The 25,692-nt window shown below is 38.5% G+C and carries 35 protein-coding genes, 1 tRNA gene and 1 pseudogene; 24 read left to right on the forward strand and 13 right to left on the reverse strand.

Annotated features, from left to right (window positions below):
- Positions 1 to 207 precede the first annotated feature (207 nt).
- A complete protein-coding gene (locus CQA63_RS09395; RefSeq protein WP_147288715.1) occupies positions 208 to 672 on the reverse strand; it encodes a hypothetical protein in 465 nt (154 codons plus the stop codon).
- A complete protein-coding gene (locus CQA63_RS10165; RefSeq protein WP_244916261.1) occupies positions 660 to 944 on the reverse strand; it encodes a hypothetical protein in 285 nt (94 codons plus the stop codon). Before CQA63_RS10165 ends, CQA63_RS09395 begins: the two co-directional genes overlap by 13 nt.
- Here CQA63_RS10165 and CQA63_RS10545 point away from each other — a divergent pair.
- The 5 genes and pseudogenes from CQA63_RS10545 to CQA63_RS02340 form a co-directional block, all read left to right on the forward strand.
- Complete coding sequence (locus CQA63_RS10545; protein ID WP_411710160.1) at positions 917 to 988, forward strand: hypothetical protein; 72 nt, start codon at positions 917 to 919, stop codon at positions 986 to 988. The two genes, CQA63_RS10165 and CQA63_RS10545, sit on opposite strands and share 28 nt — an antisense overlap.
- Positions 989 to 1,066: 78 nt before the next feature.
- Positions 1,067 to 1,366, forward strand: a complete 300-nt coding sequence (locus tag CQA63_RS02330) for a hypothetical protein (RefSeq protein WP_104700295.1) — start codon at positions 1,067 to 1,069, stop codon at positions 1,364 to 1,366.
- Positions 1,367 to 1,403: 37 nt separating this feature from the next.
- Positions 1,404 to 1,661, forward strand: coding sequence for a hypothetical protein (locus tag CQA63_RS02335; protein ID WP_104700339.1), 258 nt, complete (start codon positions 1,404 to 1,406; stop codon positions 1,659 to 1,661).
- 4 nt (positions 1,662 to 1,665) lie between these two features.
- Entirely contained in the window at positions 1,666 to 1,800 is a 135-nt protein-coding gene (locus CQA63_RS10355) for a hypothetical protein (protein WP_267891930.1), read from the forward strand.
- Positions 1,801 to 1,833: 33 nt separating this feature from the next.
- Positions 1,834 to 2,463, forward strand: a pseudogene (locus CQA63_RS02340) (Fic/DOC family protein); the annotation flags it as partial.
- Between the two features lie 583 nt (positions 2,464 to 3,046).
- On the opposite strand, the gene CQA63_RS02345 reads toward CQA63_RS02340, so the two are convergent.
- Positions 3,047 to 3,598 (reverse strand): ImmA/IrrE family metallo-endopeptidase, encoded by a 552-nt coding sequence (locus tag CQA63_RS02345; protein ID WP_104700297.1) that lies wholly within the window; start codon positions 3,596 to 3,598, stop codon positions 3,047 to 3,049.
- The gene (locus CQA63_RS02350; protein WP_104700298.1) at positions 3,595 to 3,942 is read right to left on the reverse strand and encodes a hypothetical protein; all 348 of its coding nucleotides are present in this window, start codon (positions 3,940 to 3,942) and stop codon (positions 3,595 to 3,597) included. The genes CQA63_RS02345 and CQA63_RS02350 overlap by 4 nt, the downstream gene beginning before the upstream one ends.
- Between CQA63_RS02350 and CQA63_RS02355 the strand changes: the two genes are divergently transcribed.
- Positions 3,937 to 4,245: a hypothetical protein gene (locus CQA63_RS02355; protein ID WP_104700299.1), complete on the forward strand. Its 309-nt coding sequence runs from the start codon at positions 3,937 to 3,939 to the stop codon at positions 4,243 to 4,245. The two genes, CQA63_RS02350 and CQA63_RS02355, sit on opposite strands and share 6 nt — an antisense overlap.
- Before the next feature lie 83 nt (positions 4,246 to 4,328).
- Here the strand turns inward: CQA63_RS02355 and CQA63_RS09700 are convergent, their stop codons facing one another.
- The 9 genes from CQA63_RS09700 to CQA63_RS02395 all read right to left on the reverse strand — a co-directional run bounded on the left by CQA63_RS09700 (position 4,329) and on the right by CQA63_RS02395 (position 10,561).
- The gene (locus tag CQA63_RS09700; RefSeq protein ID WP_158655497.1) at positions 4,329 to 4,490 is read right to left on the reverse strand and encodes a hypothetical protein; all 162 of its coding nucleotides are present in this window, start codon (positions 4,488 to 4,490) and stop codon (positions 4,329 to 4,331) included.
- Between the two features lie 110 nt (positions 4,491 to 4,600).
- A tRNA-Ala gene (locus tag CQA63_RS02360) sits at positions 4,601 to 4,676 on the reverse strand.
- Positions 4,677 to 4,688: 12 nt separating this feature from the next.
- Entirely contained in the window at positions 4,689 to 5,417 is a 729-nt protein-coding gene (locus tag CQA63_RS02365) for a 1-acylglycerol-3-phosphate O-acyltransferase (RefSeq protein ID WP_104700300.1), read from the reverse strand.
- Complete coding sequence (locus tag CQA63_RS02370) at positions 5,401 to 6,495, reverse strand: SH3 domain-containing protein (RefSeq protein WP_233706642.1); 1,095 nt, start codon at positions 6,493 to 6,495, stop codon at positions 5,401 to 5,403. The genes CQA63_RS02365 and CQA63_RS02370 overlap by 17 nt, the downstream gene beginning before the upstream one ends.
- Positions 6,496 to 6,498: 3 nt before the next feature.
- A complete protein-coding gene (gene purQ, locus CQA63_RS02375) occupies positions 6,499 to 7,161 on the reverse strand; it encodes a phosphoribosylformylglycinamidine synthase subunit PurQ (RefSeq protein ID WP_104700301.1) in 663 nt (220 codons plus the stop codon).
- Positions 7,158 to 7,400, reverse strand: coding sequence for a phosphoribosylformylglycinamidine synthase subunit PurS (gene purS, locus CQA63_RS02380; RefSeq protein WP_104700302.1), 243 nt, complete (start codon positions 7,398 to 7,400; stop codon positions 7,158 to 7,160). The genes purQ and purS overlap by 4 nt, the downstream gene beginning before the upstream one ends.
- Positions 7,401 to 7,409: 9 nt before the next feature.
- Positions 7,410 to 8,129: a phosphoribosylaminoimidazolesuccinocarboxamide synthase gene (gene purC / locus CQA63_RS02385; protein ID WP_104700303.1), complete on the reverse strand. Its 720-nt coding sequence runs from the start codon at positions 8,127 to 8,129 to the stop codon at positions 7,410 to 7,412.
- Between the two features lie 9 nt (positions 8,130 to 8,138).
- Entirely contained in the window at positions 8,139 to 9,470 is a 1,332-nt protein-coding gene (locus tag CQA63_RS02390; protein ID WP_104700304.1) for a S41 family peptidase, read from the reverse strand.
- A gap of 128 nt (positions 9,471 to 9,598) precedes the next feature.
- The gene (locus CQA63_RS02395; RefSeq protein ID WP_233706643.1) at positions 9,599 to 10,561 is read right to left on the reverse strand and encodes a hypothetical protein; all 963 of its coding nucleotides are present in this window, start codon (positions 10,559 to 10,561) and stop codon (positions 9,599 to 9,601) included.
- A gap of 107 nt (positions 10,562 to 10,668) precedes the next feature.
- On the opposite strand from CQA63_RS02395, the gene CQA63_RS02400 reads away from it, so the two are divergent.
- The 18 genes from CQA63_RS02400 to nuoH all read left to right on the forward strand — a co-directional run bounded on the left by CQA63_RS02400 (position 10,669) and on the right by nuoH (position 25,688).
- Positions 10,669 to 11,184, forward strand: a complete 516-nt coding sequence (locus tag CQA63_RS02400) for a peptidylprolyl isomerase (RefSeq protein ID WP_104700305.1) — start codon at positions 10,669 to 10,671, stop codon at positions 11,182 to 11,184.
- A gap of 19 nt (positions 11,185 to 11,203) precedes the next feature.
- Positions 11,204 to 12,523 carry an MFS transporter gene (locus CQA63_RS02405; RefSeq protein WP_104700306.1) on the forward strand — a complete coding sequence of 440 codons (1,320 nt, stop codon included), beginning with the start codon at positions 11,204 to 11,206 and terminating at the stop codon, positions 12,521 to 12,523.
- 8 nt (positions 12,524 to 12,531) lie between these two features.
- Positions 12,532 to 12,672, forward strand: coding sequence for a hypothetical protein (locus tag CQA63_RS09705; protein ID WP_158655498.1), 141 nt, complete (start codon positions 12,532 to 12,534; stop codon positions 12,670 to 12,672).
- Positions 12,659 to 13,450 (forward strand): tRNA 2-thiocytidine biosynthesis TtcA family protein, encoded by a 792-nt coding sequence (locus tag CQA63_RS02410; RefSeq protein WP_104700307.1) that lies wholly within the window; start codon positions 12,659 to 12,661, stop codon positions 13,448 to 13,450. Before CQA63_RS09705 ends, CQA63_RS02410 begins: the two co-directional genes overlap by 14 nt.
- A gap of 75 nt (positions 13,451 to 13,525) precedes the next feature.
- On the forward strand, positions 13,526 to 13,792 hold the full coding sequence (locus CQA63_RS02415) for a tetratricopeptide repeat protein (protein ID WP_104700308.1): 267 nt from the start codon (positions 13,526 to 13,528) through the stop codon (positions 13,790 to 13,792).
- Positions 13,774 to 14,073: a CiaD-like domain-containing protein gene (locus CQA63_RS02420; RefSeq protein WP_104700309.1), complete on the forward strand. Its 300-nt coding sequence runs from the start codon at positions 13,774 to 13,776 to the stop codon at positions 14,071 to 14,073. Before CQA63_RS02415 ends, CQA63_RS02420 begins: the two co-directional genes overlap by 19 nt.
- Positions 14,074 to 14,411: 338 nt before the next feature.
- The gene (gene arsR, locus CQA63_RS02425; RefSeq protein ID WP_170128358.1) at positions 14,412 to 15,092 is read left to right on the forward strand and encodes an acid response regulator transcription factor ArsR; all 681 of its coding nucleotides are present in this window, start codon (positions 14,412 to 14,414) and stop codon (positions 15,090 to 15,092) included.
- A gap of 2 nt (positions 15,093 to 15,094) precedes the next feature.
- Positions 15,095 to 16,360: an ArsS family sensor histidine kinase gene (locus tag CQA63_RS02430; RefSeq protein ID WP_104700310.1), complete on the forward strand. Its 1,266-nt coding sequence runs from the start codon at positions 15,095 to 15,097 to the stop codon at positions 16,358 to 16,360.
- Between the two features lie 18 nt (positions 16,361 to 16,378).
- Positions 16,379 to 17,344: a porphobilinogen synthase gene (gene hemB / locus CQA63_RS02435; RefSeq protein WP_104700311.1), complete on the forward strand. Its 966-nt coding sequence runs from the start codon at positions 16,379 to 16,381 to the stop codon at positions 17,342 to 17,344.
- An 85-nt stretch (positions 17,345 to 17,429) separates the two neighbouring features.
- Positions 17,430 to 18,146, forward strand: a complete 717-nt coding sequence (locus tag CQA63_RS02440) for a YebC/PmpR family DNA-binding transcriptional regulator (protein ID WP_104700312.1) — start codon at positions 17,430 to 17,432, stop codon at positions 18,144 to 18,146.
- Positions 18,147 to 18,290: 144 nt separating this feature from the next.
- Entirely contained in the window at positions 18,291 to 18,695 is a 405-nt protein-coding gene (locus CQA63_RS02445; RefSeq protein ID WP_104700313.1) for an NAD(P)H-quinone oxidoreductase subunit 3, read from the forward strand.
- Positions 18,677 to 19,186, forward strand: coding sequence for a NuoB/complex I 20 kDa subunit family protein (locus CQA63_RS02450; RefSeq protein WP_104700314.1), 510 nt, complete (start codon positions 18,677 to 18,679; stop codon positions 19,184 to 19,186). The genes CQA63_RS02445 and CQA63_RS02450 overlap by 19 nt, the downstream gene beginning before the upstream one ends.
- A 9-nt stretch (positions 19,187 to 19,195) precedes the next feature.
- Positions 19,196 to 19,936, forward strand: a complete 741-nt coding sequence (locus CQA63_RS02455) for an NADH-quinone oxidoreductase subunit C (protein ID WP_104700315.1) — start codon at positions 19,196 to 19,198, stop codon at positions 19,934 to 19,936.
- The gene (gene nuoD, locus CQA63_RS02460) at positions 19,933 to 21,162 is read left to right on the forward strand and encodes an NADH dehydrogenase (quinone) subunit D (protein ID WP_104700316.1); all 1,230 of its coding nucleotides are present in this window, start codon (positions 19,933 to 19,935) and stop codon (positions 21,160 to 21,162) included. Before CQA63_RS02455 ends, nuoD begins: the two co-directional genes overlap by 4 nt.
- A gap of 11 nt (positions 21,163 to 21,173) precedes the next feature.
- Positions 21,174 to 21,404 carry an NADH-ubiquinone oxidoreductase subunit E family protein gene (locus CQA63_RS02465; RefSeq protein WP_104700317.1) on the forward strand — a complete coding sequence of 77 codons (231 nt, stop codon included), beginning with the start codon at positions 21,174 to 21,176 and terminating at the stop codon, positions 21,402 to 21,404.
- Entirely contained in the window at positions 21,401 to 22,219 is an 819-nt protein-coding gene (locus CQA63_RS02470) for a hypothetical protein (RefSeq protein WP_104700318.1), read from the forward strand. The genes CQA63_RS02465 and CQA63_RS02470 overlap by 4 nt, the downstream gene beginning before the upstream one ends.
- Positions 22,216 to 24,693: an NADH-quinone oxidoreductase subunit G gene (locus CQA63_RS02475; RefSeq protein WP_104700319.1), complete on the forward strand. Its 2,478-nt coding sequence runs from the start codon at positions 22,216 to 22,218 to the stop codon at positions 24,691 to 24,693. The genes CQA63_RS02470 and CQA63_RS02475 overlap by 4 nt, the downstream gene beginning before the upstream one ends.
- Complete coding sequence (gene nuoH, locus CQA63_RS02480; protein WP_104700320.1) at positions 24,690 to 25,688, forward strand: NADH-quinone oxidoreductase subunit NuoH; 999 nt, start codon at positions 24,690 to 24,692, stop codon at positions 25,686 to 25,688. The genes CQA63_RS02475 and nuoH overlap by 4 nt, the downstream gene beginning before the upstream one ends.
- The last annotated feature ends 4 nt before the right edge of the window (positions 25,689 to 25,692 follow it).

Raw genomic sequence — 25,692 nt, forward strand, 5'->3', positions numbered from 1 at the left:
ATTCTTCGCCTGTTTCACAGGCTCAGAATGACAAACTTGGCTACCCGCAAGGGAAATTATTTTGGCATCACGAACCCCTGCAAGGGGTGAAGAATCTCTACCCGAATCACTAGTCGTGCTTTTTGGTGTTTTGAAAGAGAGTCCTTAGCGGATAAGAGAGATTCTTCGGTCGCTACGCTCCCTCAGAATGACAAAATAACGAAGTTGTTAGTGACTCTCTTTTTTTTCTATAAGGGGGAGGGGCTTAAATGTGCAAAGTTTTATAAAATAATGGGGGCAAGAGCTTCGCTCGTGCAGGCAAGCTCCAACCCCATAATAATATTCTTGCCCCCTTATATATCCCCCACAAGAGGGATGCTTTAAGAGGTGGCACTTCGTGCGATTTAATTTTATCCTGTGATGAGAATATATCTCACTGCTAAAAGACGTTTGGGACTTATTGTCATGTCTAGCGGGAGTGGTAACGACCGAAGAATCTCTGTGGGCGACTAGTGATTCGTTTAGAGATTCTTCGCCTCCTAAAGGAGGCTCAGAATGACAGACTTGGAGAATTTCTGGTGTATCAAATAGAGATTCTTCGGTCGGGCTCTGCCCTCCCTCAGAATGACAAGAGGATTGGGATTGTCTAGTGGCTTTGTGAAAAGATTCTTCGCTTCGCTCTAGAGCTGACAAAGTAACGGACTCGCTGGTAATTCGGGCTGAGTTTCTTCACAATGCTTGGAATGACAAACTTTGCTACCACTTGGGGTTTGAGATGGAGATTTTTCACTTGCTTCATTCTCTAAGGCATGACAATTTGCCTCCACTAAGGCAATAAGTTTATCTACGATATATTGATTGGATTTTGTGATTTGTGGGATAGGGACAATTTGGAGAAAAAATACTTCAATACCTAAACAAAGGTAAAAAAGTATATGTGCAAGGTGAATTAAGGCAAGAAGCATGGGAATATGAGGGTAAAAAATATGCAAGGATAAACATTATTTAAATCAAATAGACCAAGATATACCCTTTTAAGTGCTTTAAAGGGCTTGTGTCTTATAATCGCATTAAAGGAGATTGGGTGATGAAGATTAATAAAAGAATACTGCGACATTTTGCCCCTTATGTTTGGTGGGAAAAGCCAGAATATCTTATAGAATCTAATCCATTACGAATTATTGCTAATGCTATGCGTTATGCAAATAATGAAAAAGAGTTTGTAAAACTTTATAAGCTTGATAAAGATGTGCTTAAAAAAGCATTAGAAGTAGCACAAGCGGGCTGGTTTGATAAGAAAAGTTGGGCATATTGGCATTATATTCTTTATGGGAGCGATGTTAAGATTCCCCCATTACCACAAAGAAAGTTTAAAAATGAAGCCTAAGCTAGAGATACTTCCTCAAAGACAGAAAAAGAGTAAAATGACCGCAAGACTTAAGCCCAATACTTCTTATCCAGAAGTGCATAGCCTAGAAGGATCCTTAGCAATTTTAGAATCTTATAGAGACAATCTCACAGATGTGGAATATAAAAATATTCACTCTAATATTTGCAATTTTGCCATTGAGGATATGCATCTTAATGAATTAGATATTATTCATAATATTCAAATCATAACAAATAAAAGGACTGCTGATGAAATCATAGCCCATCATAAAAGCCAATGGGGGCTACTTTAACTTAATGTGGGATAGTGACGAACACCTTAATGAGTTTGATAGATTCTTACTTGAAACCAACCTTGTGGGTGCAACCTCACTTGATGAATTACATCACAGAGAAAGAATGCTCACAAACCTAAGAAGCTTAGAATGGTAACAAAAACAACACAAAAAAGATTTTAGCTACAAACACTTAAAAGCTATTCATAAATACATATTCCAAGATGTCTATTCATGGGCAGGGAAAGATAGGTATGAAATGGGATTATATGGATTTATGGCAAAAGGAGATTCTATCTTTTGTAAAGGAGGCTTTCTCCCCGAACAATCCAAAAGTATTTTTGGGAATCTAAAAGCACAGAAGTTCTATAAAGGCATAAAAGATAAAGATAAATTTGCGCAAAACCTTGCTTCTTTTGTAGCAGATTTAAATGCCTTACACCCATTTCGTGAGGGTAATGACAGAGTGCAAAGAATCTTTATCAATGAACTGGCACAAAATGCAGGATTTACACTCGATATAAATCTCACACCAAAAGAGCAAATGCTATCAGCTTCCATACAATCAGTTAATGGCGATACAAAAGGTTTATGTGAAATTATTAGGCGAGAGCTTAATAGGGAAGAGCTCCAAAACAAGCTTGATAGGAATCTAAGAAATTATGAAAAAGTCAGTGATGAGAAGCAAAAGCAAGCATTTTTAGATAAAGCAAATAATCTTGTTAAAGAGGCAAAGTCTTATGGTATAAATTTAGATTCTAAGTCTATACAAAAGCTTGAGAGGGCTAATAAGGAAAAAGACAGAGGAATGGAGAGATAGTATCGTCATATCATTTATAAGTCTATCCTATGAGATGGCTTATACCCCAACCCTTTTATAACATATCCTCTCGCCATATTCAATTCTCCCCAACAAATAAACGCTTTTAAGGGCTTACTAGGGCAAACAACGCCTTGCTTTTGTTTGATAATTTGTTTGTGTGCAAAGCACACTACTTCTTATAGCTCTGTCGCTTTTAGGTTTTGCTACGCAAAATCCTAGCTCCTCTATCTAGGGCTTAAGCTTCACCCATTGGGTTTGCTTTCGCCACTAGATTCTTTTTTGCTTGCCTCCTTGTTTTCCTAAAGATTATTGAAGTTTATGATTAATTTTGATTATTAAATATATAGATAATATATTAAAAATGGCGAAGTCATTATCATTACAAGAAAAGCAAATGGGCATTATCTCATTCTAAAGGAGATTCCTCTAGCTTTCAAGCCCTAAGACATAAGAATATGTCCGACATAAGCGAGCTAGAATCCCGCATTAATTCTTTAGTTTATAAACTCTACAATCTCACAGAAACAGAGGTTAAACTTCTGAAATCCAAACAATAGCCTGTCCTCATAAATTCCATAGCCTAAAAAGGATATTTGTAATCAGATGCAATAAGCCCTAGATTTTGAAGTCTATGAAATGCAGCTTGTTTGGAGACTTCAAATTTTGCAGCTATAAGGATAATAGCTTCTTTGGCTGTTAAATTAGTGTCTTCCTGCCTCTTTTCTTCTATAAAGTTTTCTAATGGCTGCAAAGGCATAAGAAGTTGAGCTGCAAATTTATTGGCTTTTGTCTCTATGCCACCATAAGCATTGCTACGATATAAAGTTTCATATTTATCAATAATGGGGTTATCAATTTGAGGTAAAACATCATTCGCCAAGTGCCCAATCTCATGAGCCAAGGTGAATCGTTGCCTTACCTCACTTTTGATAGGATTTATCCAAATTTCTGGTTCATTCTTCTCATCTACGCTAATTTGTCCCTCTGTATCAAGCTTACCATAATCAAGCGTTCTCTCAACATTAAGATTTAGCTTTCTTGCAATATCAAAGGGATTAAAAGGTGGCTCATTCATTTCAAGCATTTCTAAAATCTCATAAGGGGATTTGTTTTTTATCGCTGTCCAATTCATTTTAAACCTCCTATACTTGACTTCTCTTGACTCTCATCTGTAAGTCTGTCCATTTTATCACTAATGTGTATATCCACCATTCTTTCAAACTCTTGCTTGAAGTTTTCATTCTCTAAAATTTTCTCAATAAACGTATTCCTTACTTGCTCATTTTCGGCAATTTTATCTAAAATATTATAGGTGGCTTCATTAATTAGCTTTTTCTTATCTCTGTTGTAATAAATAGTCAAACCTATTGTAATACTAGCAATGATAAGGGCAGAAACAACAATAATAAGATTTGCATAAGACATATAAGAATTTGCTAAGGCAATAATATCCCCGTTATTTAAGCCATTTTGCATTTATCGCCACTACCTTATTTTGATATTGATGTATTGTATCAAAAAACTACTTTGGCTACAATGGTTATCTCTTTGTGTGGTGAGTTTATCGGCTCTGACAAGAATCAACACCAAGGCGAAGAATCCCCCTCATCTGCTAAAGACTCTTTAAAGGAATCGCTAGAAAGGCAGTTACTTTGTCATCACGAGGGCGGGCGTGAGAGCGACCGAAGAATCTCTTTCAAACCTACTAGAAAGCCCACAGAGATTCTTCGCTTTCTTGCGAAAGCTCAGAATGACAAACTAATTTCCCTTGTGAGGTAATTTTGTCTTGCGGATTGGATTCATTGTCATGTCTAGCGGGAGTGGAAACGACTGAAGAATCTCTGCAAAATCCACTAACGACTCTACCTCATTGTCATTCTGAGGGGAGCAAAGCGACCCGAAGAATCTCTGTTAGCGACTAGTGATTCCTTTAGAGATTCTTCGCCCTCTAAGGAGGGCTCAGAATGACAAACTAACGGAGTCGCTGGTATTTCCCTTGTGAATTCTTCCCTAAAGCTTCCCAAATAAACATAAATGAGCAGAAATAAGTAGTATCTACAATGAAAAATAATGGCTATATGAAAAGCTAGTGCGATATTAAAGGAAGTAAAATAAAAGAGGAAGAAAATAACTTTGGTGGAGTGTAGGGGGGTCGAACCCCTGACCTCAACGCTGCCAGCGTTGCGCTCTCCCAACTGAGCTAACACCCCTTTATGGGAATCCTAAGATTCTGCCTTATTGTTACTTAAAAGTGCCTGATTTAGCTCATTGTAATGCTTGAGATACACATCGTGCATAGTTTTTTGAAGTGTTTCATACCAGTTTTCATCTTCAAAATTAGGCGTAAAGGCGTCCATAAGCACGACTCTTGCCTTGTTTGTTTGTACCGCCATAGGAGAGCTATTATAAAGCTTGCGTGTATGGATAAGCACCGCAGGTTGAATCCTAAGATTAAGTTTAGAAGCAAGAATCTTCACACCGGGTTTAAAGGGCAAGAAATTCTCTTCCCCCTTGCTTCGAGTGCCCTCGGGGAAAATAGCTATAGGGCGATTCTCTGCTAATTTTTTCTTCGCTTCTTTTATCAAAAATACAATGCCATTTTTATCTTCTCTATCAATGAGTATCATATCTGGGGCTTTGAGTGCGTGCCCATATAGCGGTATCTCTCCTAATTGCTTTTTGGCTACCCAGCATAAATTAGCGGGGTGATAGGCTTCAAAATAAATAATATCTGTAACACTTTGGTGATTCATAACCAAAAGTTGCGCCTGTGTGTCATACTCACCAATACGTTCTATCTCTAAATGATTAAGGCTAAAAAACCAGCGGCACTGCTTACGTGCCCACCTGCCATTATTATGCTTGCGTGTGAGATATATTTGGACAATAATAATAGGCAAATATATCGCAATAGAGAGAGTAGCTAAAAGGGCTCTAATTTTTACTAACATGATCTTTCCTTATCCAACCAACTTTAGTATCTATAATGACTTTATAATAATCTCCATATTCGCCAATAATATCTACGCGCGTTGGCGTTTTTATAACTTCTGTAATCGTGGAATTATGCGTGGGGATAATGCTTATATTTGCCCCTATTTGGGCTATACCTGAATCTCTAGTGAAAAATACATTATAGAGTATAAGCGCCACAAGGATAGCTAATACTAGGAGGGCAATTTTACGTATCCTTTTAAACACAAGCCACACACATAAAGCAAAAATAATCAGCCCACCGATAAAAAGATTCTTAAAAATCAAAAATGTATTACGTGGCTTAATATCACCGCTCTGCGCATTAAGCGTATTTCTCACCAAATGAATAGGCAAAGTTAGAGTAACAAACTGATGTTGGGTAATATTAAAATAATCAAAAGACAAAGAACGTATAGATTTATCAAGCACTACATAATAAATCCCATATGTTATCCCATCCACGACTTTGCTATTTTCCAAGCCTTGCTTGGGGTATTGGGCGATTTTCATTGATTCTAAATACGCCCCCTTGCTTTCAAACTGAAAAATCACAATATTATTTGCCTCATCATATTCCCTCACGCGATAATCCACTACTTCTAGCATATCAGCGATGACATGAATGTAATTTGGGTTGCTTGAGAGCTCTATAGCTTGTATCTTCGCGCCTTGAGCGATTACCTCCTCTTCATAGCTCCCATCACTTGAGGCGACCCTAACGCGTAAAGCAGGAATAATCACATTTTGAGCAGTAATATTATATGTATAGGTATTTCGCAAAACGCCATTATTATCTGCTCGCCAATTTTTACCCCTACTTTTTAAAACTACATTATTTTTTGGGCTTAAATCAAGCACATCAGCACCGATAAGCTTAGCCCCTGATAATAAAGTAAGGGCATATTTCACCTCTATATTTTGCCCAACATAAAGGCTTGTATCTACCTTAGGAAATTCCACATTTAAATAAGCGATTTTAGATTGAGTTTGCCCAAATAAAGCCCCCACACAAAGCAATAAAGCCCATAATATATATCTAAACCCCTGCAACATAACTCACCCTGGAATCTGCAATAAATTATCAAGCATAGCTATACCATCACAACTACCAAGTATGCCCTCAATAGCCCTCTCAGGGTGCGGCATAAGACCAAAGACATTCTTTGCTTCATTACATACCCCTGCTATGCCATCTAGAGAGCCATTAGGATTATCTACATATTCAAGTAGAATCTGCCCATTTGCCTTAAGCTGTGCTAAAAGCTCACTGGAGGCAAAATAATTGCCATCAGCATGGGCTATGGGGAGTTTAATCTCTTGAGACCTTGCATAAGAGCGTAGAAATACATTATCATTATTGGCGATTTTTAAAGTTTGCATTTTGGATATAAAGTGTAAATTGATATTCCTTCTAAGCACGCCGGGAAGGAGCTTTGCCTCACATAGAATCTGAAAGCCATTGCAAATACCAAGCACATAACCGCCATCATTAGCAAATGCTTTAATAGCCTGCATAATAGGCGAGAACTGCGCTATTGCGCCACATCGCAAATAATCCCCATAGCTAAAGCCCCCGGGCACTACTACAAGATTCGTATGATCGGGCAAGTTTGTATCTTTGTGCCATACAATATGAATATTTGCATTGAGTTTAGAAAAGGCATATTGTGTGTCATATTCGCAATTTGTACCCGGAAATCGAATAATGGCTACATTCATTGCAATATCTCAATACAATAATCTTCAATGACAACATTTGCAAGCAATTGCTCGCACATATCCTCTGCGAGCTTATATGCCCTCTGTGGATCGCTCTCTTGCATATCTAAAATCATCTCCTTTGAGAGTTTAATATGTCTAAGAGTATCAAAACCATGCGCATACAAAGCGTGAGTAATAGCCTTGGCTTGAGGGTCAAGCACACCTTCTTTGAGAGAGACAAGTACCTTTACTTTCATCATTATCTCCTATACTTTAGCCCTTAAGATTCTGCGCAAGACTTCCTCATATGCCACTTTCACATTGCCTAAATCCTGTCTAAAGAGGTCTTTATCAAGCTTTTGATTACTCTCCTTATCCCAAAAACGACAGCTATCTGGGCTAATCTCATCTGCAAGGATAATTTGCCCCAAATGATCCCGCCCAAACTCAAGCTTAAAATCAACTAGTTTTAAATCTATCCTATCAAAAAATGTTCTCAGTATGTCATTGACTTTTCGCGCTTGGGCTTTGAGAATCTCTAGCTCATCTCTCTTGTGGATTAAGCCTAAAATCTCACAATGCTCATCATTAATAAGAGGGTCTCCGAGTGCATCATCTTTATAATAAAACTCCACTAAAGCATAAGGAAGCACACTCCCCTCTTTAATCCCCAAACGTTTTGTCAAAGAGCCTGTAGCGATATTACGTACAACTACTTCAATAGGGATAATAGAAACCTTTTTGCATAACATCTCATTGGGGCTTATTTGCTCTAAAAAATGCGTGCAAACCCCCTCTCTTTGCAGGAGTGTAAAAAGCAAAGTGCTAATTTGGCAATTCAGTGCTCCCTTGCCAGATTCTGTGCCTTTTTTCTCTGCATTAAATGCCGTTAGGTCATCTTTGAAAACAGCGATAACTACATTCTCATCACTTGAGGCAAAAAGCTTTTTGCCCTTTCCCTCATAAAGCATAGCTTGCTTTTGCATATCTCCTCCTTATTTACTCAAATTAAAAGCACCTATCACATTCCAAGCCCTAAGGACATCAATGGCACTCTTAAGCTGAATATCTTGATAAATCATATTTTGAGTAATGAGCTTTTTATCATCATTTTCTGGTTCGCTCTTCGCATTTTGCATATTGATTTTATCAAGCTCACCTTGCAAATGTCTTTTTAAATCAGATTCTTTAATGCTAAAGTTATTTTCATTCTCTGGGGCGGCTCCGGGATATACGATAATATCAGGGGTAACGCCCACTGCTTGGATTGTCCTTCCACTTGGGAGATAATATTTTGCCGTAGTGAGTTTAAGCCCCTCGTTTTGATCAAGTCGCATAACCGTTTGCACACTGCCTTTACCAAAAGTCTGCTCGCCTATTAAAACAGCGCGTTTATGGTCTTGCAAAGCACCTGCGACAATCTCACTCGCGCTCGCACTCCCGCCATTGATGAGCACGACTATAGGCACATTCGCATAAGGCGCACTTTTAGCCCTGTATTCGACATTCTCATCTTTTGTCCTCCCCTTTTGCGTAACGATAACACCGCTACCAATAAACAATCTACTCAAATCAACAGCCTGATCAAGGACGCCTCCGGGGTTATTGCGTAAATCAAGCACAATGCCACTAAATTTGCCAATCTTTTTTAGCTCGGTTGAAACATTTTTAGTGATATTTTTATCAAATGATGATACACGCACATATACAAAATCACTGCCCTCAATCTTGCGCACTTTAACAGAATCTATCTTAATCATCTCACGTATAATGCTAAAGATAAGGGGCTTTGGCTCGCCCTTGCGCACGATAGTAAGCTGCACTTTTGTGCGCGGAGCCCCACGCATAAGATTAACCGCTTCATCAATGCTTATATCAATAGTGCTTTTATCATTTACCTTTATAATCACATCACCGCTTTTAATACCTGCCTTATCTGCGGGTGTGTCATCAACTGGAGCGATAACCGTTAAAGCGCCATCTTTAAGCCCCACGGTGATACCAATACCACCAAACTCACCATCTGTATTTGCCCTCAAATCTTCAAATTTCTTTTTATTGAGATAATTTGAATGCGCATCAAGATTGCTTAATAAACCATCAATAGCCTTATCGACAATCTCATCAAAGCTCAATTCATCAACATAATTTTCCTCTACTATGCTCATAATACGACGTAATTTTTTAAAAGATTCAAGCTTATTGACTTCTTGAACTTTTGGTTTGCTTTTTTGACTATCATCAGCTGATAAACCAACAAATAATGTTGAACTTGCTAATAATGAGATAATAACACCTGCTAAGAGTATCCGTGATTTATTCATCATTTGCCTACCTTTGTGAAGTGATAAAAATATTTGCTATGTAACTTTTAAGGGGTTATTCTACCTAGAAAATGTATATAAACTCGATAAAGTTTCTCAAATCCAAAATATTTCAAATATGGATGGCAAATCTAAAAAAAGCTTGCCTTTGTATCGGTAAAAAAGCGCATTCTTTGTGTGCCAAGCTTTAAGCAAGCCTTACCTATCAATTCATCATTAATCACCCTCTTATCCTGCATATCGCATAAAAAATCTTGAATCACATGGCGATTAAGCACTACGGGTAAATACCCTGTGCCTATTCTGCTCATAATGCCCAAAAAAACGCCATTATGGTCATAAAATGCCCTGCCATAAGTAAATTCCTCATAAGAATCTCGCCCTATTTCAAAGCCATAAATACGCTCTTGTCTTCGTGTGAAGTCATAATATGCAGCAAATCTATTGAGAATCATACTTTGAGGTTGAAACACATAAGAACTATTTAAATACGGGTAGTAAGCCTCCGTATTTGGGCTTATAGAATCACTTGAAGAAAAAACATCTACGCCAAATCGCTTTGAGATTCTATCTTGATAATAGCTTTTTTTACGCACTTGGCAATAACTATCCACATATTGAGCAATCTTTAAAAGCGCTAATCCCGAATCTAAATCAACCGCCTTAATCTCTAAAAGCGCCACACACATAATATTGGCATTTAAATCATCTTGCATTTTTGCATATATCTTTTTGGGGGCGATTTTACCATTATAGATAATTTCGGTAGAAGTGATATAAAAATTATTTTGTAGCAATGTCCCAAGCCCTTTTCTAAATGAGCCATCGTGGAATAATGTCTCCACAATAGCAGTGCTATAGAGCCATTTAGGCGGAGTGGAAACTTCTTTATAATGTGTATAGGCTATATCTTTTTGTGCATTTGTTTGAGAAGTTTTATCCTTGGTGGGCTCTTCTTTTAAAAAGAGCTTTTGAGGGCTTTCATACCCCTCCATAACCTCATCTACAGAATCTTCAGAAGCACTCAATATACTTACAAATCCTATACTTAATACACTCCATATACAAATACAAATCGCACTTTGCCTAAACACTTCTATACCTTTGCATTGAAAAATGATTAAATTATTATCGGTAGAATTTCCGCACTTTTTTATTACCACAAATCACATCAGCTATTCAGAGGATTAAGGAGGATGTAATGCAAAGAGGAGAATTAAAGATCTATGAAATCAAGCAAAAAGAATTAGCAAAACTCAATTACGCGCTTATTGAAGTATGCAAGCCCGATGGAACTCCCATTGGGACGATGAAATTAAAGCTTTTTTTAGACGCTCCACAGAGTGTTACAAATTTTGCAACACTCGCACAAGATGGATTCTATAACGGGCTTACCTTTCACCGCGTGATACCGCATTTTGTCGCACAAGGAGGCTGCCCTATAGGTAATGGCGTGGGAGGACCGGGCTATCGCATTAAATGTGAGACAAGTGTAAGCAAACATAAACACATAAGAGGGGCGCTCTCTATGGCACATGCGGGCAAAGACACAGGCGGAAGTCAGTTTTTTATTTGTTTTGATCCTCAACCTCATCTTGACGGAGCTCACACGGTTTTTGGTGGAATTGAGCGAGATGATAGTGCAAGTTTTGCCACACTTGATCAAATCAAAGAAGGTGATATTATTAAATCTATCACCATTTGCGAGCAAGTTTAACCCCATAGGCAGGACATTTATGAAATATCTCTTGCCCCTTACGCTTATTTCAAGCTTGCGTTTTTTTGGGCTTTTTATTGTTTTACCTATCATTGGGCTTTATACAGATGAATTCCATACAAGTGCATTTCTTGCCGGGCTAGCTGCCGGAGGCTATGCCATTACGCAAATCATCTTTCAAACGCCCTTTGGAATCTTAAGTGATAAATATAATCGCAAACATATCATTGGCATTGGTTTATTGATTTTTTTACTTGGTTCTCTTGTGTGTGCCTTTTCTTCAAATATCACTTGGCTTATTATTGGGAGATTCTTACAAGGGGTGGGGGCTATTGGCGGTGTAGTGAGTGCGCAAATTGCAGATTTAGTACGTGAAGAAGAACGTAATAAAGCTATGGCTATTATGGGAGCGGGGATTTTTGCAAGTTTTGTGCTTGCTATGTTTCTTAGCCCGCTCATTGCAAGCCACCTTGGATTAAATACCTTATTTTTGCTCACAAGCGCTCTATGTGTGCTTTCTCTTATCATACTTTATTGGAAAGTGCCTAACACCCCGCATGTTGAATATAACTTTAATAACAAAAATAACAAAACGTGTGAAAATACCCTAAGCGATAAAAATATGCTTATTATGTATCTCAGCGCATTTTTGCAAAAGTTTTTGATGATTTTTGCCTTTGTGTGCATAAGCATTACACTCACTCATCACTTTAATATCAAGCAAGAAGAGCTTTGGTATATCTACACTCCTGCCGCCATTGCAGGCATTATAGCTATGGGTCCTGCTTCAGTCTTTGCACAAAAAAGGGGGCAATTCAAGGCAGTTATGCTCTTTGGCATTGGGGCATTTGTGCTTTCATATTTCCTTATGGCTTATGCTTTTAAAAACCATATACTTTTTTGCTTTTGCTTTGCTGCACTGGTATTTTTCATTGGTTTTGCTATTCATGAGCCTATTATGCAATCCCTTGCTAGCCGCTATCCTAAGGCTCATCAAAAAGGAGCGGCACTTGGCATATTTACCACAATGGGCTACGTGGGCAGCGCACTTGGTGGGGCATTTGGCGGGTGGCTTTATGAGCAAATAGGGCTTTTTACACTCTCTCTTCTTATCGCACTCGCTTGTCTATTTTGGGCTGTGCTTTTAATTATCTTCCTAAGTAATCCCAAAAATCATAAAAATATTTATCTTAAACAAACAGACACATCAAAACTACATCAACTCGACACACAAGAGGGTATTATTGAATACTATCTTAATAAAAGTGAGGGTGTTCTTATCATTAAATATGATGATACGCTTATTCACAAAGAACAGATTCTTGCTTTAATCGCCTAAGGAAGCATATGGAACTTTATGAAAAAATCATTATCGCTAGTGCTATGGGGATATATTTATGCTTTTTAATCTATCAAAACAGAGGTTATTTCACAAAACATAAAAAGCAAAACCCTGAAAGCAAAGATAAGAAAAATGACAGCAAATAATCCACACAATCAAGCAAGCACGCCCACTATAAGCAAAAAAATCCTGCGTCTTGTGGGTAAATGCAATGCGCAGTATGGGCTTATTAATGAGGGAGATAAAGTGCTGCTTGGTTTAAGTGGGGGGAAAGATTCTATACTTTTAGCCACACTTCTTGCCTATATGAAGAGACACGCACCTTTTAAGTTTGACTTTAAAGCCATTACGATTGATTATGGCAGGGGTGGAGAATATGAATATATCTTTGAATACTGCGAGAGGCTCAATATCCCTTATGAACTCTATCGCACAGATATTTATGAGATATTAGAGCAAAACAAGCGCGAGGGGACTATTTATTGTAGTTTTTGCTCTCGTATGAGGCGGGGAGCACTCTATAGCAAAGCATTAGAGGGAGGCTATAATAAACTTGCCCTAGCCCATCATTTAGATGATGCAGCTGAGAGCTTTTTTATGAATCTTACCTATAATGGTACTATGCGCTCCATGCCGCCTATTTATCGCGCAGAAAATGGAATCAAAGTGATACGTCCATTGATTTTTGTGCGAGAGAGGCAGATTATTGATTTTATTGCTTCAAATCATATCTACATTGCCCCTGATTGCAACTGCCCTATAAATTGGCTGGATTCTGATAAAAGACCCTATGCTCGTGCTGCAACAAAGGAGTTTTTAAAAAACATGGAAGAGCAAAATCCTAACTTTTTTAAATCACTTAAAAATGCCTTTAGCAACATACATGCAAGTAGCTTTTGTGATATGAACTATATCCAAGACTAAATATTAATGAACTTGCAAACAAAAACATTATACAATTAGCCTATTCACTCAAAACATTCACCCAAAGGCTCTCATATGGCAGATAGTATTAAAACGCTCACCCTCGCACAAATCTATGAAATGCAAGGTCTCAAAGAAGATGCCCTAAAGATTTATCGCGAGATTCTCTTAGAGCACCCAGATAATAAAAAAGCCCAAACAGCCATAAAACGTCTTATGCTTGAGCCTAAATATGCACATCTTGTGAATGAAGAGCAAAAGGAATTTTTCTCCACGCTTAGCTCACAAGAAGATATACTTCAATTTCAAAGGTGGTTACTCAAATGGAACTCAAAGATTTAATTTTACAAACACTCAATGAAATTTCAGAAGTAAATGAAGATTCTCCAAAGCCATACCAAAGTAATGGAGCACAAAATACTTTTGATAGCATTCACGCAAATACCATACTTCGCAATGAATGTGAATTTTTAGAAATGCTCCAAGAGCGTCTATTAGTGCTTTTTGAGGGTTTAAATGCACCGCATAATAAGAACTTAGAGACCAAACTAAATATCACTATTAACTTCTTAGAATACCAACTCAGCATCATAAATGAACGATTAAATGATATAAAAAGATAGCTTTGTTAAATTTACATTAATCAAGTGCTTTTACAATGCCTCTCAACCTTGACCCGAATGAGATAAGGCAAGGTGATGGATTAACCCATTGCGAGCATCATCTCAAAAAAAAGGAGGTTATCCCCCTCCAACTTCCTCCTTGTTTCCTTAAAGATGCTCGCGTTAAATAACCAAACCTTTATTGAAACCACTCAAGACCCCCACTTGAGTGGGATCTTTCAATCAATCCCTTTATTTTCTTTTCTCCATATATAAAATAAGATATTCACTACTTAAGCTATCTAAAAAGTGTTTTGTTATAAAATCCCGCACTTTTACTTGTAATGAAGGGTTTGGACATGCTAGAAGTTTTAATGATAGAAGATGATGTAGAATTAGCAGAAATTATCACAGGTTATCTTAAGCAATATGATATGAATGTTACTAATTATGATGAACCTTACACAGGCATGAGTGCGGTAAATGCAAGGCATTTTGATATTTTGTTACTTGATTTAACTCTGCCTAATCTCGATGGATTAGAGGTGTGTAAAAGGGTAGCCAAACAAAATAGCATTCCTATTATAGTCTCTTCTGCAAGAAGCGATGTAGATGACAAAGTAGAGGCTCTTAAATCTGGAGCTGATGATTATATCTCAAAGCCATATGACCCTAAAGAGCTTGTCGCTAGAATCCAATCTCTCCTTAGACGTTACAATAAAAAGAATATCAAAGAGCAAGATAAAGAAAAAGATAGCGTGTTTAAAATTGACAAATATAGCCGACAAGTGTTTTTTAAAGATAAAAAGCTTGAATTAACCCGTGCGGAGTATGAGATACTTACACTCCTTATTAGCAAAAAGGGGCATGTCTTTTCACGCGAAGCCATTGCTATAGAATCTGAATCCATTAACCCTGAGAGTTCAAACAAAAGTATTGATGTTATCATCGGGCGCTTGCGTTCAAAGATAGAAGAAAACCCCAAACAACCTCAATATATCATTTCTGTACGTGGTGTGGGCTATAAACTTGAGGCATAAATATGCTTCAATTCCGCCATTCTATATTTTTTAAAATTATCGTTTTATTCCTATGTGCCTTGCTTGGGTTTTTTGCCATATCGTATTATTTTATCCAAGACCATATACAGAATGAAAATCTCCGCTCTGAGCTAAGATATAAACAATTCACCGCCACTATTAATGAAATTATGCAATATGGAGGCAATCTCCTAGCCATTAAACAATATTTAGAAAATATACAATTTATTCCCGTGGAGGAGGAAGAAATCAAACGTGTCTTACAAGAAATTAATAGAATCCCCTATGGCTTTGATGGCATTTTTGCTAAAGCTATCAATACACAAAATGGTATTTATATACTCCTAGAAACCAATAATGAAACCATACTTTATAAAGACAATTCACGCAAATCTTATGAGGATTTTTATATTATCACACTCATTGGCATTGTGTTTCTTACCTTTGTATTTTGCATTGTTTTAAAAAGTCTCATGCCCCTTAAAATGCTTAAAGGACAAATCAAACAATTTGCAGAAGGTAACTTCAACACACGATATGAACCAAATACAAAAGATGAAATTGGAGAGCTTTATCGTGAGTTTCATAAGGCATCAAACAAGATTAAATCCTTAAATGAATCCCGTAGCCTCCTTTTGCGCTCTATTATGCATGAGCTTAAAACTCCTATCACAAAAGGTCGCATCATCGCCGAAATGGTAGATAACCCCACCCAAAGAGGGCAGCTTTGCTCAAGCTTCACACGACTAAACGAACTCATTAATGAATTTGCAAAACTCGAGCAAATCAACTCCCAAAATTATCATATCAACAAACAAGAATTTCTTCTCACAGATTTAATAAGCCACACTAAGGATATGCTCCTTATTGATGATGAAAATGATCCCATTACCCTTTTATCTCCCGATGCACTCATCAAAGCAGATTTTGATTTATTTGCCATAGCCCTTAAGAATCTCCTTGATAATGCCATTAAATACAGCAAAGACGGCAAGGTTAAGGTATATACCAAAGATGACCGCCTCTATACGAGCTCTCAAGGTGAGCCCCTGGCCTATCCTTTAGAAGATTACTTCAAGCCTTATTTTAAAAACGCCAAAAACCCTTCATCACAAGGCTTTGGGCTTGGTATGTATATCATTAAAAACACACTTGATAATCAAGGCTTTGACTTTAGCTACAAACATAAAGATGGTTGCAATATTTTCATCATTCATCATTGCGTGGTAGAAAGCTATTGCCTCATTGATAAAAAACCAAAACTCTAAAAAAGAGAAGGAGAAATGATGTTTAGGAGATTTAAGCGCACTCGCCTCAAAGCCCCCATGCGAGCTTTAGTAAGAGAAACACGATTATGCAAAGAAGATTTTATCTATCCGCTTTTTGTGCTTGAGGGTAACAATATCAAAAATGCAATTCCCTCTATGCCAGATGTCTATCAGCTTAGCATTGATAATGTCCTTAAAGAATGTGAAAGCCTCCTTAAACTTGGCATATATCATATTATCCTCTTTGGCTTACCAAGCCATAAAGATGAGCACGGAAGCGTAGCTTTAAGCGATAAAAGCATTATCCCCCAAGCAATAAAAGCCATTAAAAAGCATTTCCCACAAATGATTCTCACACTTGATTTATGCTTTTGCGAATACACTAGCCACGGGCATTGCGGCATACTTGATGAGAAGATTCAAAGTGTTGATAATGATGCGACATTAGCAATATTAGGCAAGCAAGCCCTGCTACTTGCAGAATGTGGCGGGGATATGATAGCCCCAAGCGCGATGATGGATGGTATGGTCTCTACAATCCGCGCTTATTTAGACAAAGGCGGCTTTAGCCATATTCCCATTATGAGCTATTCTACAAAATTTGCAAGTGCATATTATGGACCATTCCGCGATGCTGCTAATTCCACCCCAAGCTTTGGCGATAGAAACGCTTACCAGCAAGATTATGCCAACCGCAGAGAAGCCATTTTAGAAAGCTTAACTGATGAGGCAGAGGGAGCAGATATACTTATGGTCAAGCCTGCCCTTGCATATTTGGATATTGTGCGCGATATACGCGAGCGCACTTTGCTACCATTAGCTATCTATAATGTAAGTGGCGAATATAGTATGTTAAAGCTTGCCCAAAAAGCAGGGATTATTGATTATGAGCGCATACTCTTTGAGACACTCACAAGCTTTAAGCGCGCAGGGGCAGATATTATCATTAGCTACCATACTAAAGAAATCGCCGCTCTTTTATAGAATCTCCTCATCTAAGCCACCAAAACACCTTGAGGAATGAAGGTATGTTATAATGCTTTTATACATCAAGCAATAAAGGAGTATTATGGGACGAGCATTTGAATATCGCCGCGCAGCTAAAGAAAAGCGGTGGGATAAAATGAGTAAAGTATTTCCCAAACTTGCAAAAGCTATCACCGTTGCAGCTAAAGCCGGCGGGGGAGACCCAGCAATGAATGCAAAGCTTCGCACTGCCATTGCCAATGCTAAAGCGCAAAATATGCCAAAAGATAATATCGATGCAGCTATCAAGCGCGCAAGTGGGAAAGATGGCACTTTTAGCGAAATCACATATGAGGGTAAAGCCGCGTATGGTGTGCTTATTTTTATTGAATGCACTACAGACAACCCCACACGCACTATTGCAAATATCAAAAGCTATTTTAATAAAACGCCCAATGCAAGTATTTTGACAAATGGTTCTATTGATTTTATGTTTGAGCGCAAAAGCGTCTTTGAGTTTCGCACACAAGAGAATATTGCTGATTTAGAGCTCGCATTAATTGATTACGGATTAGAAGAGCTAGAAAGCATAGAAGATGAAGAAGGGGTGCATTATATCGCATATGGAGATTATAAGGACTTTGGCACGCTTAATGAGGGCTTTGAATCCTTGCAGATTCCCATTCTTAAAGCCACATTACAGAGAATCCCAACTTCACCCATCACGCTCAATGAAGAGCAAATGCAAGAAATTGAAAAGCTTTTAGACAAAATCGAAGAAGATGATGATGTCCAAGCCCTCTATACGAATATCCAATAGCACAAACCCCCTATTCTCCCCCCTTAGAGTGGTAAAAAAGTAACTTATTTTTTCAATTTGTAAATTATTTTTTTACCAAATAGACTCATTATTTGGAATCTATACATTAAAATCAACACATTCAAACAACTAAAAAGGTAAAACATGAGTCATTCTGTATTTGAATACCCATATTTTGGCGTATTTGTATTATTTGTGCTTACTTGTGTTGCTTTCACTCTCACACTCCGCTTGCAACGTATCCTCTCAAGAAAACTCGCAAAAAAAGAAAGAGAGAAACTCAAACTTTCCACTTATGAATGCGGTCCTACACCCGCAAGACAACAAAATAAGATCTCTACACATTTTTTTATCCTAGCGCTCCTTTTTATTCTTTTTGATATTGAAATTATTTTTATGCTGCCTTGGGCGATTGATTTTAAATATTTTGCGCATATTGGACTTGGTAGTTTTATTTTTGTTGAAATGCTAAGCTTTATTGCTTTTTTAGTGATAGGCTTTATCTATGCGTGGAAAAAAGGAGCTCTCTCATGGCAAAACATCAAATAAACTATACACAAGCTGCAGGCTTACCTATCGCCCTAAGTAGCGTAGATAAACTCCTCAATTGGGGGAGAAGTAATTCACTATGGGGGCTTACATACGGCTTAGCATGTTGTGCAATTGAAATGATGGCAACAGGTGGCAGTCGCTTTGACCTTGATAGATTTGGCACGATATTTCGTGCTTCTCCTAGACAGGCGGATTTGATGATTGTATCAGGCACGGTTACCAAAAAGCATGCCGAGTTTGTCCGCAGACTTTATGACCAAATGCCAGAGCCTAAATGGGTTATCTCTATGGGGAGTTGTGCGAATACAGGAGGTATGTTTAATACCTATTCCACCGTTCAAGGCGTGGATAGAATTATCCCTGTAGATATTTATCTCCCCGGATGCGCTCCACGCCCAGAGACATTACAATATGCCATTATGGTCTTACAGCAAAAAATCCGCAAACAAAAAGCCCTACCCCAAGATATGAGAAAACGACTTATATAAGGATAAATCATGGTAAGACAAAATCCCCCCAAAGCCAACGCCCAAAAGAGCGCATATTACACTCATCGCTTTGATGTCCCCCCTACTTCGCCCAAACTCCCTCTAAGTGGCTTTGATGAATTACAATCGCTTCAAACGCCTCTTTTAGAAAGCTATATCCAAAACGACCTTGCCACTCTATGGGTAGAATCTACCCAACTTTTTGCACTTATCTCAGAGCTCCATGCATTGGGCTATGCTACACTCACAGAAATGAGTGCGATTGATAATTTAGAACTCAATAATGAATTTGAATTATTCTACCTGCTTTTAAAGCTTGAAGAAACCAGCTCAAAACGACTAAACATTAAAACAAAAATCAAAAAAACCCAGCACATTACTTCACTCACTCCGCTTTTTAAAAGTGCAAATTGGAGCGAGCGGGAATGTTATGATATGTTTGGCATTATTTTTGATGGACACCCTTATTTGCACCGATTGCTTATGCCAAGAGATTGGGTAGGACACCCATTGCTTAAATCCTACCCCCTACAAGGTGATGAATACGCCGCTTGGTATGAAGTAGATAGAATCTTTGGCAAAGAATACCGCGACATCATCGGCAAGGAGCAAAGAGATAGCGCGAGAATTGATAAAAATGATGAGAGAAACTTTTCATCTCTTAGCTTCACACCCACTTATCAAGAAGAGCATAAACCCGCACTTTTAAAATCATTCAAACACAGCACAAAACTAAAGGCTCGAAGATGAAACAAAACTACACAAGGCTTAAGCCTAATTTTGAAAATATCTTTTTTGAGCAAGAAAATGACAAAATGGTACTGAATTTTGGACCACAACACCCCTCAGCACATGGGCAGCTTCGCCTTATTTTAGAGCTTGAGCAAGAAAAAATCATCAAAGCCACCCCCGATATTGGCTATCTTCATCGTGGTATTGAAAAAATGGCAGAAAATATGATTTATAATGAATTTATGCCCACTACCGATAGGCTTGATTATATCGCTGCTACAAGTAATAACTACGCCTTTGCAGTGGGGGTAGAGAAACTCATTGGCGTAGAAATCCCCCTAAGGGCGCAAGTCATACGCACTATGCTTTTAGAGATTAATCGCATTATTTCTCATATTTTTTTCCTTGGCGTGCATGGCATGGACGTGGGGGCTTTGTCTATATTTCTTTATTGCTTTATTGAGCGTGAATATGGACTGGATTTAATGGAAGATTATTGCGGGGCTAGACTTACGCATAATGCCATTCGCATAGGAGGCGTGCCCCTTGATTTACCCAATGGCTTCCTAGAAAATGTGCAAAAATGGACACAAAGTGTGCCTAAAACACTTGATTTAGTGCGAGGCTTGCTAGATAAAAATAGAATCTGGCGTATCCGCCTTGAAAATGTAGGCTATGTCTCCCAAGATTTTGTCAAGCAATGGAATCTAAGTGGGATTATGGCAAGGGGAAGTGGTATCAAATGGGATATTCGCAAGCATAATCCATATGAACTCTATAGTGAGCTTGACTTTGAAGTGCCTATTGCCACTGAGGGAGACTGCTATGCGCGCTATCAGCTTTATATTGAAGAGATTTATCAATCACTCAAGATTCTAAAACAACTTATCAATATGTATCCCCTCACACCACCACAAACTATGGCAAAAGATGCACGTTATATCTCCGCACCTAAAGAAGATATTATGACTCAAAACTACTCTCTTATGCAGCATTTTGTGCTTGTAACACAAGGTATGCGCCCTCCCAAAGGTGAAGTATATGTCCCTACAGAATCTCCCAAAGGCGAGCTTGGATTCTTTATCCATTCTTTGGGGGGCACTTCACCTCATCGCCTCAAAATCCGCACTCCTAGCTTCCACCACACTGGAGCATTGCAAGAGCTTCTCTTAGGACATGATCTTGCAGATATTCCCACCATTATTGGCTCTACAAATATTGTGTTTGGTGAAGTAGATAGGTAAAGGATATAAATATGAAAAGATATGATTTACGACACTTAGCAAATGATTTTGAGCAAAGAATGAGTGAAATATGTGATGGCTTACATAATGGAGAGGTTGCTATTTTTCTTTTTGAAGTGCGAGATTTTGCCAATGTCCAAAAAGCTATTGATTGTATTTTAAAACGAGGCGATGAGCTCTTAAATAGTCTGCGTTTTAATGAAGTAGATTGGAGCATTGTAGTGAGGAGAAAACTCTTATGAGAGCATTTGCACAAAGTATTGCTAACATTTCACAAAAACCCATACATACACAAGATACACAACTTAGCTCTTATGATATGCTTCTTAGCTTTGGCTACTTTTGGCAAGAGATTCCTGCGTATAGGCAGCTTTTTGTGCTTCATCCACTTTTTATGCAAAGCTCATCACACGCACAAAGTTTGCGTTATGAAATTGGCACAGAATTTGGGCTATCATGGCTTTTAGCTCAAAGTCTATCCCCTCTGCTTGATACCTCACTTCCCCTAAGCCAAGAGCTAAATTTAAAGCTAGCAAAAATCGACATAGGTTATCTCGCTTCAGAAACTAATATCGCAGAAGAAGAATGCGCAGAAATTACTGCCAAAGCTTTGAATGCAAAAAGTATTGGCATTATACTTGGTAAAGAGCTAGCCCTCCACCCGCATGCTAAAGATATTGCCCTTATATGTGGCATACTTGGGACAAGCAAGAAAATACATATCATTATGCCCGAGCTTAAAGAAATACTTACACCGCTTCAAATGCCTGATGTCAAACTTCAAATATGCGAAGAATTACCAGAATCAAATGGGCATTTTGTCTATACATTACCCCTTACTCCCCCCTGTAGTTCCAATATCCTCAAAGTCCCGCCGCTTTTTTACCCAGCACTTGGGCTGAAAGATAATCAACACATCACACTTACATTTGAAGATAAAAGTATCTCTGCCATCTGCAAATGTAAAAAAGACCAAAAAGGCACTATCGCCCTGCTCTATCTCCCTGAAACAATGGCGGTAGGCTATCCCTATAAAAAAGTCGAGGTGATATTATGAGTAAAGTTACTATCACAATTAATGGACAATCTATCCCTTGCAATGAAGGAGATAGTATCTTACAAGTAGCACGTAAAGAGGGTATTGAAATCCCTGCAATTTGCTATCTCTCAGGCTGCTCGCCAACCGTGGCGTGCAAGCTCTGCATGGTAGAGATTGATGGCAAACGCAACTACTCCTGTAATGCCAAAGTCAAAGAGGGTATGAATATCCTCACACACACACCAGAAATCCTAAAAGAGCGCAATGCTATCATGCAAAGCTATGATATAAACCACCCCTTGCAATGTGGCGTATGCGATAAAAGTGGCGAATGCGAATTACAAAACTACACATTGAAAATGAATGTTACCGCACAAGAATATCATATTAAAGAGAGCGACAAACCCCATAAAAGCTGGGCAAAAGCAGTATATGACCCAAATTTGTGCATTATGTGTGAGCGATGTGCCACAACATGTAAAGACAATATAGGTGAAGCAAAGCTTAAAGCCCAAAAAGCTGAGCTTGAAGTGCTTGATATGGCATTATGGAAAGAGAGTATGCCTAAAGACGCCCTAAGCGTATGGGCAAGGAAGCAAAAGGCGTTAATTGATTTTGTGAGTGATACACCTTGCTTTGATTGTGGGGAGTGCATTAGCGTATGCCCTGTGGGAGCATTAAGCACAAATGACTTTAAATACAAGGCAAATGCGTGGGAGCTTAAAAAGATAGAATCTACTTGCACTCACTGCCCTATGGGTTGCAAAATCACTTATGAAGTGCGCCACAATGACACACTAGGCACACCCCATATTTATCGCATAAAAAATGACTTCTACTTTAACCCCATTTGCGGAGCGGGACGTTATGGCTATGATGTAAGCTCAAGTGTAAATCCAGCACAAAACCTACAGGCAGCTATAGAAGCCTTTAAAAAGGCTTCACATATCAATATAGGCAATCAAGTGACTAACGAAGAGGCTTTTGTGCTTAATCACCTTGCCAAAATACTAAATTGCTCCTTGCATAATGAAGAGGCTCTAAGCTTTAAGCAATTTATTAATACATTCCTTACATATGCCAATAAAACGATGCTAAACCATCTTGAATCTTTCAAAGAAGCACAAAATGTGATTTTTATAGGAAGTGCCATTAATTATGAAGTGCCAAATTTCCGCTATATGCTTAATAACAAGCTTAAAATGCTGAAAAACTCACAAGCCATATATATGCACCCCCTCCATGATACGCTCTTGCCAAGTTTGAGCAAAAGCCTTGCTACCATCACCTACCGCCCAGAAGCACTCAGTGTAGCTATAGCTGCCCTAGCCCTTGCCTATGTGCTATCAAACCCAGCTGATACACAAGCTATACAAAGCATTACAACGATCATTCAACCCATACTTGAGAGTAGGCAAATAAAACACACGCCCATTACTAAAGAGATAAAGGAAACCATTACAACCACCAATGAAGCAGGAGAAGAAGTACAAACTGAGGTCTCAAAAAGTATTGAAGAAATACAAGAAGAGATAGTATATCAAGCCCTTATAGATGCTAATATCACTATGGAGGATTTCCAATCTCTCTCTTCTATGCTTACTTCAAAGCCCACTTTAATACTTGGAGCTGATGCCTATATGGACACAAACACACAACTTTTAGCGCAACTTTTAGGTATTTTAGAAGATAAGGGATTTGTGCAAGTTATCCTTGTGCCGCCATTTGCAAACGCATTGGGCTTAGCGATGATTTGTGATTTAAGCCCTAAGGAAGCAAATATGGGCTTTAGCATTGGCTTTAGAGAGAAGGGGGATTTTATTTGCGATTCTGATTTTATTAATACAGATTCAAACCTACAACCAACCGCCCCTGCCCCTGACTTTATCCTCCCAGCACTAAATCAACTTGAGGGCACTTACACAAGCATAGATTGCAGAATCTTGCCTATCAAGGCAGCCCTGCCATTTAATGGCTATGACTTAAGCGATATTGCTAAAGCCTTTGGTATGAAAGGCGAATATTTAATTGATTACACCAGCCTTATTTGCGGATGTGAATTTGATGATTTTGATAATAGATTCTTAAATGATGGCACAGATGTACGTGGCTACCGCTTCAAAAGCCTTGCTCTCACGCCTTTAATCCCTCTAGATTCCCTATCTCTCACACTCCCTACATATACAGATAGCCTTAATGCCTGTATGCTAAACTCCCCCTCACAATTTAATGCCTATACCGCAGGGAGCATTCACCTACAAAATAAAGTAGGGATTTATGTAAGCAGAGATTTATTTAAAGAGCTAAATATTAAAGAAGGGGAATATATCACACTTACAGATTCTATGCATTCTGTAAGAGGTGCGGTATTTATTGACCACTATCTTGCTCAATCATATTTCCTCATTAGCCCTATGCTTAGCGGAGCGCAACATATCTTTGCCTCAAAGCCTTGGGCGAATGTAGCAATCTCACATAAGGAAGAAGCATGAGTGATATTACCGGTGGCATTATTGAAACACTCTTAAAGATTATTGTTGTTTTACTTGTCTTCTCTGCGCTTGCGGGCTTTGGCACTTATTTAGAACGCAAAGTCTTAGGCTTTTTTCAAAAACGTATAGGTCCAAACTATGTGGGTCCTTATGGGCTTTTGCAAGTTTTAGCCGATGGCATTAAACTCTTCACAAAAGAAGATATTATCCCCCAGCACGCCATTAGACCCATTTTTATTCTAGCACCTTCAATTGCTGCTATTACTGCATTTATCGCTATGGCGCCTATACCATTTTTCCCCGAGTTTGAGCTCTTTGGGCATACCATCCAGCCTATTATCTCTGATATTAATGTAGGCATTCTCTTTGTTTTAGCGGTGGGCTCTTGCGGTATTTACGCCCCACTGCTTGCGGGGCTAAGCTCGGGGAATAAATGGTCTTTAATTGGGGGAGCAAGGGCTGCGTTGCAGTTTTTGAGCTTTGAAGTGATTACCTTTCTCTCACTTTTAGCCCCGCTTATGCTTGTAGGCTCTCTCTCGCTAATAGATATTAATAACTATCAGCAAGGGGGTATTTTTGAATGGCTTATCTTTAAGCAACCTCTAGCATTTGTGCTCTTTATCATCGCTGCTTATGTTGAGCTTAACCGCACGCCTTTTGACTTACTAGAACATGAAGCCGAGCTTACTGCGGGCTTTGCAAGTGAATATAGTGGCTTAAAATGGGGTATGTTTTTTATCGGTGAGTATGCCAATATGTTTTCTACCGCATTTATTTTAAGCCTTATGTTTTGCGGTGGATTCAATGACTGGGGCTTTATCCCCGGGGGACTTGCTATTTTACTCAAAGTGGCGTTTTTTATCTTTTTATTTATGTGGGTAAGGGCGTCATTCCCACATGTTCGCCCTGATCAACTGATGCGTATGTGCTGGAAGATTATGCTTCCTCTTGGGCTACTTAATGTCCTGCTTACGGGCTGCATTTTATTATTTTAGGAGT

Origin of the sequence: Helicobacter marmotae (assembly GCF_003364255.1) — a bacterium.
Lineage (GTDB): Bacteria > Campylobacterota > Campylobacteria > Campylobacterales > Helicobacteraceae > Helicobacter_C > Helicobacter_C marmotae.